We start from the raw sequence: 8,800 nt of genomic DNA, 5'->3' as shown, positions 1-8,800 counted from the left end.
ATTGACAGAAGCATTGGTGAATTTAGCTACTAATGCTTCTTTTATTTTTTAGTTATACAAACTCTGCAAAGTTAAGGGTATACGTAAAATAATTAGTTAAAATTAATTATGTAAGTACTTACAAAATGTGGTATTATACCTTCAGGAAGAGTAGGTAAAAAAAATGAAAGATCAAAATTGTGCTTATTGCATGGAAGGCGAGCTAGTAGCTGCTTTCGGAATTAAAATTTGTGAACTAGAAAGTTCAAAAGTGTATTTGTTTAAGGAACAGTCTCATCCGGGTCGTGTGATTGTGGCTCATAAGAAGCATGTGAGTGAAATTACAGAGTTGACGGCCCAGGAAAGAGCTGCTTATATGGAGGATATCAATAGGGTAGCTTGTGCTATGCATGAAATCTTCAATCCAGACAAAGTGAACTATGGTGCTTATGGAGATACGGGTCATCATCTTCATTTCCATTTAGTTCCTAAATATAAGGATGGATACGAATGGGGCGGTGTATTCGCTATGAATCCAGGTGAAAAGACATTGTCGGATGAAGAATATCAGGACATGGTTGAAAAATATCGTGCTATATTATGTAAATAAAGGAGCTAGGCTCCTTTTTGTTTGTTTCTAAATTGAATGGGAGAAATGCCCGTTGCTTTTTTGAAGGCTTGGGCAAAATAGGATTGGCTAGTAAATCCTATGATGATGGATATTTCTGAAATTTGAAGATTGGTTGTAGAAAGTAGAACTTTAGCTTCTTGAATACGCTTTTGAATCATGTAGTTAATGGGGGAGATTCCTTTGTATTGTTTAAAGGCATGTACAATGTGATATTTATTTAAGAAAGTAAGTTCACTTAAAGTGTCTAATGTGATATCTTCTTTAAAGTGAGCATCTATATATTTTTCAATATAGACACAGTCTTTGTTGGCTTTATTAACAGGTGAAGATTTTAAATTGATGTTGGCCCTACGCATTAGGTTGATGAGTAATACTTCTAATAAGTTTTGGCATAAGGATTGATATTCTACATCTCTAGCCTTAACTTCCATTAGAATGGTTTTTAAATAGAATAATACTTCGTGTTTGTATTCATAATAATTGGCAATACTACAACCTTGTTCTTCGTCTTCTTCTTTTGAAAAGTAGGTAACTCCTTCAATTCCCATGACAATGTATTCGAAGTTTACATTTTCAATACCACGCTCGGTATGGGATACCAATGGATTGACAATAACAAGATCGTCTTCTTTTACGGGATAGTTTTTGTTGTCTAAACTCAATAGTCCATGGCCTTTTGTTACATAGAATATTTCCGTGTATAAATGGGTATGTAGGGTGGAATTCCATTCGTGATCGAACTTGGATTCAGTTATATATAGTAGTTTTGGTCGGGCTTTATTGAAGTCGACTTGATCGATTTGAAAGCGTTGTGTACTCATAAAAACACCTCTTTTAGTATTATTATATATTGTTTTCTTTTGTTTATCAATTTTGTTGCCAAATTCACTAAATCGCAATATATCTAAAATATAGAGCTATATTTTTATGATAAAGCGCTTTCAAATAGGCTATACTAGGCTTGTCAAAAGAGGTTCATACGAATTTATGAGGAGGTAAAGTATGAAAAAAGTTATAACTGCTGGGTTATCATTTGCGATGGCAGCATCTATGTTAGCAGGATGTTCTAGCAAACCAGCTGAAAATTCTGATTCTGGAGATAAGCGAGTATTAAAATTCGATTCTTTCTCTGGTGGTAATGGTGAAGAGGTATTCACAAAATTGGCTGAGGCTTTTGAAAAGGCAAATCCGGATGTGGATGTTCAATTGCGTTTTGAAAAAGAATTGCCTGATGTATTAAATAAAGAAAATGCGAAGGGTGAATATTCAGATGTTGTTTACTATAACTTGGGTCAGCCTTCTGGATATACTGAAACTCAATTAAATACGCATGAAGTATTGGATATTTCAGATGTAGTTAAAGAAGTTGGTATGGATGAAAACTACGCAAATAGTAGTATCGTACAATATTATGGTGATGGAAAATCTTATTTGATGCCACTTAAGACGACTCCTGCTGGATTCTTCTATAATACAGAACTAGTTGGAGAAGGAAAGAAATATGAACTTCCAACAACTTGGGAAGAATTCTGGGCTTTGGGTGATCAAGCTAAGAAAGATGGTATCGCATTATTTACGTATCCAACAAATGGTTACTTTGACAACACATTAAATGCATTGTTGAAAGAAACTGGTGGAGAAGAATTATTAACTAACGTATTAAATTATGACAAGGATGCTTGGAATACAGATGGTGCTAAACAAACTATCGATATTTTAACTAAATTAGTAAGTCCTGATTATTTATATTCTGATACTGTTGCGAACGCAAATGCGAAAGATGGTTTCACAATGAACCAACAGGCTGTAATTGATGGAAAAGCATTATTCATGCCTAATGGTGACTGGGTAGTGAATGAAATGGCAGATACAACGCCTGAAGATTATCACTGGGGATTACTTCCATTGCCTGCATTAGAAAAAGATGGTGAACGTTTCGTTGGTTCTATGACTGAACAAGTATGGATTCCTGCTCAAGCTAAAAACGTAGATGATGCGAAAGCATTCTTGAAGTTTATCTATTCTGATGAAGGTGTTAAGATCATGGCTGAAGGTGGAAACATTGTTCCAACTACACATATGTCAGACACTATTGCGGCTATGGAAGATGGATATACAAAAGAATTCTTCTCTGTATATGACACTGCTTCTGCTGCATTAGGTGCATTTGCTCCTTACAACACAGATAACTTACCAGACTTTGACCGTGCTGCTACAGTATTTGGTTCAATCGACTCTTTAGCTACTGGTGAATTAACTGCAAAAGATTACCAAAGCAAATTAACAGATGCTTGGGCTAAATTATCTAAAAACAAAGCTGTAACTGAATAATTAAACTTAAAGCGATGAGCAAATTGTTGCTCGTCGCTTTTTAAGAGATGGGAGGTAACTCATGAATAAAAAGAAAGCACAAAATCGTTTCGTATTTGCGTGTCTTGCACCAGCCGTTATTTTGGTTGTCATTTTTATGGTGATTCCAACGATTGATGTATTTAAGACGGCATTCTTTAAAAAGAGCAATTTCGTAAGTGATGCCACTTTTGCCGGGTTCTTCAACTTTAAGGTTCTTTTTAACGACATGCGTTTTATTGAGGCTATGCAAAATACAATCTTGTATGTTGTATTGATCACGATCATCACTTTGGTGTTGGCCGTATTGTTTGCGACATTATTAACGCGTGAAGACTTTGTTGGAAAGAACTTCTTCCGTGTTATTTTCTACATTCCAAATATTTTGAGTATTGTTGTTATTGCGGGTATTTTCTCAGCTATTTATCAACCTACGAATGGTATTTTAAATACATTCTTCGGTATGATTGGACTTTCGTCTTTACAACAACAATGGATGGGAAATCCAGCTATTATTAACTATTCTATTATTGGTGCTCTTGTATGGCAGGCCATTGGTTACTATATGGTTATGTATATGTCAAGTATGTCAAGTATTCCAGAAAACCTATATGAGGCTGCAAGTCTTGAGGGGGCTAGTAAAGTAAGACAGTTCTTTATGATTACTTTACCTTTGATTTGGGATAACATTCGTACAACTTTAACTTTCTTCGTCATTTCTACAATCAACTTATCATTTATGTTCGTTCAATTGACAAGTGAGGGAAATCTTGGAAGTGAAGTGGCATTGAACTATATGTACAACAATGCGTTCGCAGGTAAGTATGGATTTGGTATGGCTGTCGGAGTATGTATCTTTGTATTCTCATTTGCCTTATCAGCCATCATAAATAAAGTCACTGAACGTGATGTATTACAGTATTAGGAGGATGAGATATGAAGAAACGTAATTTTCCTTTATACAAGATCTTTGTTTATGTGGCACTGATCACATTAGCTATTTCGATTATTGTACCTATCGCATGGGTATTCCTTGCATCTTTAAAATCGCAATTGGAATTGGTGAGTGGAAATCCATTTGATCTTCCAAAACAAATGTTGTGGTCAAACTTTGCGGATGCCTTCGTGAAGGCAAGAATGGGTGATTATTTAATAAATACAATCATCGTAACAGCCCTATCATTAGTCATTCTATTGGTTGTGGCTCTTCCTGCATCGTATGTTTTGGCACGATTTGATTTTGTGGGAAAGAAATTCTTTAATGGACTTTTCATGGCCGGACTTTTCGTAAATGTGAACTATATTGTACTTCCAATTTTCTTAATGTTGTTTAATGCGGATATTAAGCTTGGATTTGACTTTTTCTTGAATAGTAAATTCTGGCTTTCTGTCGTGTATGCGGCAACTGCACTACCTTTCACAATCTATTTGTTGACGGGTTATTTTAAAACGTTGCCTAAGGCTTATGAAGAGGCGGCTCGCATTGATGGTTGTGGTTACTTTAAGACCATGACAAAGATTATGATTCCAATGGCAAGACCAAGTATTATTACGGTTATCCTATTTCAATTCTTGGCTTTCTGGAATGAATATATTATCGCATTTACTTTTATGGATAAAGAAAATGCGACGTTGGCCGTTGGTGTTAAATACTTAATGGCGGATGCGAAGTCACAGGCAAACTTTGGTGTCATGTATGCTGGGTTGGTAATTGTTATGATTCCAACGTTAGTTCTTTATATTTGTGTTCAAAAGAAGATTACACAGGGCATGAGTATTGGTGGAATGAAAGAGTAAGGTGTCTAATATGAGAGATGAAAATAAAGTAATGAACATAATTATGATCGTTTTATTCTTTGTGTTCTTAGGTATGATCATTTGGGCACAGAAGACGGTAAGTGTTCGTAATCTAATGATTGAAATCGTTGGATTGACTGGCTTACTAACATTATTGTTTCTATACAATCGAAAACATAAGTAGGAGGAAGAAGTATGGCAGAATTATCATTGCAGCATGTTGATAAAATATATGACAACAATGTTCAGGCTGTATTTGACTTTAATTTAGAAGTTAAAGATAAAGAGTTTATTGTGTTTGTAGGACCAAGTGGATGTGGTAAATCTACAACACTTCGTATGATTGCTGGTTTGGAAGAGATCAGTGCTGGTGATTTCTACATTGATGGAAAAAGAATGAATGATGTGGAACCAAAAGATCGTGATATTGCGATGGTATTCCAGTCTTATGCGTTATACCCTCATATGAGTGTATATGAGAATATGGCATTTGGCTTAAAACTACGTAAGTATAGTAAGGAAGAAATTGATAAGCGCGTGCATGAAGCTGCTCGTATTTTAGAGATTGAGCCTTATTTGGATCGTAAGCCAAAAGCTTTATCAGGTGGTCAAAGACAGCGTGTTGCCTTGGGTCGTGCTATCGTTCGTAATGCGAAGGTATTCTTAATGGATGAGCCACTATCAAACTTGGATGCGAAATTGCGTGTACAAATGCGTTCGGAAATCATTCAGCTTCATGAACGTATTGGAGCTACTACCATTTATGTAACACACGATCAAACGGAAGCCATGACTATGGCTGATCGTATTGTTGTGATGAAGGGTGGATATATCCAGCAGATTGGTACGCCAAAAGAAATATATAATAATCCTGCAAACTTATTCGTAGCTGGATTCTTGGGTGCTCCTGCCACAAACTTTGTGAAGGGTACATATAGTAATGGTTTCTTTAATGTGGATACTATGAAGATTGAAATTCCTTTGATGTATAGAGAAAAACTTTCGAGCTATGAAGGAAAAGAAGTGATCATGGGTATTCGTCCAGAAGATTTACATGGTGAGGGTATTGTGGAAGATACATATCCGAGTGCGAACTTTGATTTTGAAATTGAAGTTGCTGAATTATTGGGACATGAATATATCTTGCATGGTGCTTTAAATGGACAGAAAATGTGTGCCAAAGTAAATTCTCGTTTGGAACCAGAAGCACATTCAACAATTAAATTAACAATGGACTTATCAAAAGTACATTTCTTTGATATGGAAACGGAAAATAGAATTGACTAGTTTAGGAGAAAATAAAATGATTGAAACAGGCAGAGTAACTGTACCGACAGATGTTGATGTAATTGATGCAACAATTGAGATTATTAATCGATGGAAAGCCGATGCCATCCGTGACTGTGACGGAACGGATATGCCAGAAGAATTGCGTAAGATGGATATTAAGCAATATGCGACTTACTATACGACAAGAAAAGATAATGCGTGGGCAAAGGCAAATCCAGATGAAATCCAACAGATGTATTTGATGAGTGATTTTGTGACGGCAAAGTCAACAGAATTAAAGATTCAAATCATGCAGCATTTCTATAAGGATCAACTAAAGCCAAACACAAAAGATAATCACAGATGGTGGGAGGTCATTGATCGTACAACGGATGATGTCATCACAAATTGGGATTATGATGAAGAAACGGGTGAAGTGATTATTCATGATACGATTCCTTATCATGCATATACAGTCAGCTTCTTGGCATTTGTGATTTGGGATCCTGTACATATGTATAATGCGCTAACGAATGATTGGCAGGGTGAAGAACACCAAATGACTTTTGATGTTCGACAACCTAAAACACAAAAGTATGTATTGGATAAATTTAGAAAATTCTGTGAAGAAAGGGACGATGTAGATGTTGTTCGTTTTACAACTTTCTTCCACCAGTTCACTCTTCAATTTGATGAGTTTGCGCGTGAAAAATTTGTAGACTGGTTTGGATATAGTGCTTCTGTATCTCCATATATTTTGGAACAGTTTGAAAAAGAAGTGGGCTATCCATTTAGAGCAGAATATATTATCAACAAAGGATTTAATAACTCAACTTTCTGTGTTCCAACTAAGGAATATCGTGATTTCATGGATTTCCAACAGCGTGAAGTAAGTAAATTAGCGAAGAAATTTGTAGATATTTGTCATGAATATGGAAAAGAAGCCATGATGTTTTTAGGGGATCACTGGATTGGTACGGAACCATTTGGTAAATATTTTGAATCGATTGGATTGGATGCGGTTGTAGGATCTGTTGGTTCTGGTACAACACTTCGTTTAATTTCAGATATTAAGGGTGTTAAGTATACAGAAGGAAGATTCTTACCATACTTCTTCCCAGATGTTTTCCATGAAAATGGAGATCCATTAAAAGAAGCTAAGGTCAACTGGGTAACGGCTCGTAGAGCTATCTTGCGCAGTCCAGTGGATCGTATTGGGTATGGTGGATATTTAAAATTGGCATTGGATTTCCCTGAATTCATTGACTATATTGAAAAGGTATGTGATGAATTCCGTACTCTATATTCGCATGTGAATCAACAAGTCCCATTAAACTTATTAAAAGTGGGTGTCATCAATAGTTGGGGAGAACTTCGTCGTTGGGGAACACACTTGGTTCACCACGCTATTTGGTACAAACAAATCTATTCATATACAGGAGTAATGGAAGCGTTGAGTGGTTTCCCATTTGATGTGCATTTCATTAGTTTTGATGATATTCGTAAAGATCCAACGATCCTAGACGATATGGATGTTGTGATGAACATTGGTTCTGCATATACAAGTTTCAGTGGTGGAGCTGAATTTGATGAACCAGTGATTACAGCTCTTCGTCGCTATGTTGATCAGGGTGGTGGATTCATCGGTGTTGGTGAGCCAACAGCTATCAACCGCAACGGTAAATTCTTCACGTTATACGATGTATTGGGTGTGGATAAAGAATTAGGTTTCACAATGCACACAGACAAATACAATTGGCAAGTACACAAAGACCACTTTATTACAGAACAATTAGAACATGAAGATTGGGGAGAATGTGTAAATGATGTATATGCTCTTCCAGAAACAGAAATCTTGGCTGAAAAAGATCTACATGTCAATTTAGCTGTCAATGAATATGGAAAAGGTCGCGGTGTATATATGAATGGTCTTCCATTTAGTTTTGAAAACGTAAGACTATTGTATCGCGCCATCTTCTTTGCGGCACACAAAGAAGAAGAAATGAAACGCTGGTATTCCGACAACTACAATGTGGATATCAACGTATATCCTTCTACAAATAGTTTCTGTGTTGTCAATAATACATATGAACCACAGACAACTACCGTGTATAAGGGTGATGGAACAAGCTTTGATGTTGAATTGGATGCTTGTGAAATCAAATGGTTTGAAATTTAAGAATCAGTCAATCAAAATCAGAACGAGCCAGCTGGTTTTGAAAAGCTTTGGAGCAGAGTAACCCCTGCTCCATTTTTTTCATTATTCTCGACTCGCATCATATAATTTTTGAATGTCACTAGGAAGCTTGTCTGGAAGCATTTCACGAATGTATTCTTCTGTACCATCCTCCATAGCTTTTGAGTAGTACCAACACTTAAATTCTAATAAAGAAAGTGTTTTTTGAAGGTTTTTGATTTCAGCTTCTACAGCCAACTTTCTAGCTTCAAACAATTCTTTTCTATTTTCATAACTTGCACTACCTTGGGAAACCCAAGTAAAGAATTGATTGATTTCTTTGATTCCAAGACCAGACTTCTTTAAACATTCAATAAGGCGTAAAGCTTCAATTTCATTGTTGCTGAAATAGCGAATATTGCCTTTGCGTACTAAATTCGGGAAAAATCCTTCTTTATCATAATATCTTAAGGTAGAGATGGGTAAATCAAACATTTCAGAAACTTGTCCAATGGTATACATCCTTAACTTTGTAAAAAATGTATAACTACAATTGAATTTTTGAATAAATTGTTGAAATTTCCTGTATTTATGGGAGA

9 protein-coding genes are annotated in these 8,800 nt (G+C 35.8%); 7 read left to right on the top strand and 2 right to left on the bottom strand.

Annotation, left to right across the window (positions count from 1 at the left end; genetic code table 11):
- The first annotated feature begins 163 nt into the window (after positions 1 to 163).
- A complete protein-coding gene (locus tag Q0F04_RS10800; protein ID WP_270490087.1) occupies positions 164 to 589 on the top strand; it encodes an HIT family protein in 426 nt (141 codons plus the stop codon).
- Positions 590 to 594: 5 nt separating this feature from the next.
- Here the strand turns inward: Q0F04_RS10800 and Q0F04_RS10795 are convergent, their stop codons facing one another.
- Entirely contained in the window at positions 595 to 1,431 is an 837-nt protein-coding gene (locus Q0F04_RS10795; RefSeq protein WP_295753196.1) for an AraC family transcriptional regulator, read from the bottom strand.
- A 181-nt stretch (positions 1,432 to 1,612) separates the two neighbouring features.
- Between Q0F04_RS10795 and Q0F04_RS10790 the strand changes: the two genes are divergently transcribed.
- From Q0F04_RS10790 to gnpA, 6 genes are all read left to right on the top strand, one after another.
- The gene (locus Q0F04_RS10790; protein WP_295753194.1) at positions 1,613 to 2,941 is read left to right on the top strand and encodes a carbohydrate ABC transporter substrate-binding protein; all 1,329 of its coding nucleotides are present in this window, start codon (positions 1,613 to 1,615) and stop codon (positions 2,939 to 2,941) included.
- A gap of 61 nt (positions 2,942 to 3,002) precedes the next feature.
- Positions 3,003 to 3,884, top strand: coding sequence for a sugar ABC transporter permease (locus Q0F04_RS10785; protein ID WP_295753192.1), 882 nt, complete (start codon positions 3,003 to 3,005; stop codon positions 3,882 to 3,884).
- Positions 3,885 to 3,895: 11 nt separating this feature from the next.
- On the top strand, positions 3,896 to 4,756 hold the full coding sequence (locus Q0F04_RS10780) for a carbohydrate ABC transporter permease (RefSeq protein ID WP_288523464.1): 861 nt from the start codon (positions 3,896 to 3,898) through the stop codon (positions 4,754 to 4,756).
- A gap of 31 nt (positions 4,757 to 4,787) precedes the next feature.
- The gene (locus tag Q0F04_RS10775) at positions 4,788 to 4,940 is read left to right on the top strand and encodes a hypothetical protein (RefSeq protein ID WP_186998549.1); all 153 of its coding nucleotides are present in this window, start codon (positions 4,788 to 4,790) and stop codon (positions 4,938 to 4,940) included.
- An 11-nt stretch (positions 4,941 to 4,951) separates the two neighbouring features.
- Positions 4,952 to 6,043 carry a sn-glycerol-3-phosphate ABC transporter ATP-binding protein UgpC gene (gene ugpC, locus Q0F04_RS10770; protein WP_295753187.1) on the top strand — a complete coding sequence of 364 codons (1,092 nt, stop codon included), beginning with the start codon at positions 4,952 to 4,954 and terminating at the stop codon, positions 6,041 to 6,043.
- 16 nt (positions 6,044 to 6,059) lie between these two features.
- Positions 6,060 to 8,204 carry a 1,3-beta-galactosyl-N-acetylhexosamine phosphorylase gene (gnpA, locus tag Q0F04_RS10765; protein WP_295753185.1) on the top strand — a complete coding sequence of 715 codons (2,145 nt, stop codon included), beginning with the start codon at positions 6,060 to 6,062 and terminating at the stop codon, positions 8,202 to 8,204.
- Between the two features lie 81 nt (positions 8,205 to 8,285).
- On the opposite strand, the gene Q0F04_RS10760 is transcribed toward gnpA, so the two are convergent.
- Positions 8,286 to 8,800, bottom strand: a 515-nt coding sequence (locus Q0F04_RS10760) for a MerR family transcriptional regulator (RefSeq protein ID WP_295753183.1), incomplete at its 5' end; no start/stop codon positions are given.

Origin of the sequence: uncultured Holdemanella sp., assembly GCF_934772795.1 — a bacterium.
GTDB lineage: Bacteria > Bacillota_I > Bacilli_A > Erysipelotrichales > Erysipelotrichaceae > Holdemanella.
Note: the sequence above shows the minus strand (reverse complement) of the source record. Positions and strands in the feature narration are given on the sequence as shown.